Here is a 1,308-nt window from a genome sequence, read left to right on the forward strand (position 1 = left end):
CGCCTTCCACCGGCTCCTCCGTGCTCGGCATGGCTGTTGCCGCGGCCGTGGCGCTGATCGCAGGCGTCGCTCTTCTGCTGAAGAAGAGGCAGGCGTAAATCCGTCGGCGTGATCGCAGGCATCCGCCGAACGGCTGAATGCCGACGCGGCTACGCCGTCGGTTCACGAGTATGAAGGAAAGCCGATGTCCACCAAGGACATCGGCCTTCCTTCATACTCGGACAACATCAGACGGAACCATCCCGCTCCTCGCAATGCAGTCCGTCGGACGCAATCAACGCAATGCGATCACGTCCACGCCGTACGGTTCAAGCTTGATCAGATCGTCGATGACGGCGCCGGTCAACAGCTCCGTACCGCCGTTGAGCTCGCCAAGGCACAGCTGCTTGGCATTGGCCGACTGGTTGATGAGGAACGCATACCGCGTGCCGTCGTCGGCATGGCGGATGGACAGGCTCACATCCTCCGGGGTGTCAAGCGGCTTCAGATCGAGCTGCTGGATGATCGGCGCCATGAAGGCGCTCATGCCGGTCTCGTCCAACGGGGTGCCGACGAAATAGGCCTTGCCTTTGCCGTACCTGTTGACGGTGAGCGCGGAATGGCCGGCATAGAATTCGTTGCCACCGTACGAGGCAAGCCGTTCCGCTCCCTCACGGTGGATGATGCTCGCCACGATCTCACCCTTGGCGTCGACCACATCGCCATGCACTTCGATGGTCTCGTCAGGTGCGAGCGCGTCGATCTCCTCGACCCACACGCCCATGAGCCTGCGCAGCTTGCCCGGGTAGCCGCCAGGTACCACGAGATCATGCTCATCGTGGATGCCGGCCATGTAACCGGTGATGAAGCTGCCACCGTCGGCCACATACGATTCCAGTGTTTCCGCCACGCCCGGAAACACGGTGATGAGCGCCGGCGCGATGACCAGATCGTACTTCTTGAGATCATCGAGCGATGCCGTGCTTTCGATGAAATCGACCGGCACGTTGCGACGCCACAGCGCGCGATAGAAGCGATGCACCTCGTTCGGATAGTTGAAGCCGGCGGTCGGGCCCACGCAGCCCTCAAGCGACCAGTAGCTCTGCCAGTCGAACATGATGGCCACGCGCGATTCGATGCGCGATCCCATGATCCGCCCGCCGATACGGTCCAGCTCCTCGCCCAAGGCCGCGGTCTCCTTGAACACGCGGGATTCCTCGGTGCCGTCGTGCGCGATGACCGCGCCGTGGAAACGTTCGCAGCCGCCGATGGACTGTTTCATCTGGAAGAACTGCACGGTGTCGGCGCCATGGGCCACGGCCTGCCAGC

The 1,308-nt window shown here is 62.7% G+C and carries 2 protein-coding genes; one reads left to right on the top strand and one right to left on the bottom strand.

Annotated features, from left to right (window positions below):
• Positions 1-98, top strand: a 98-nt coding sequence (locus tag ACR0P8_RS09830) for an LPXTG cell wall anchor domain-containing protein (protein WP_432624868.1), incomplete at its 5' end; no start/stop codon positions are given.
• 176 nt (positions 99-274) lie between these two features.
• Here the strand turns inward: ACR0P8_RS09830 and ACR0P8_RS09835 are convergent.
• A partial coding sequence (locus tag ACR0P8_RS09835; protein WP_432624867.1) for a beta-galactosidase occupies positions 275-1,308 on the bottom strand: 1,034 nt, incomplete at its 5' end.

The sequence above is a fragment of the Bifidobacterium sp. genome, assembly GCF_050874245.1.
Classification (GTDB): Bacteria; Actinomycetota; Actinomycetes; order Actinomycetales; family Bifidobacteriaceae; genus Bifidobacterium.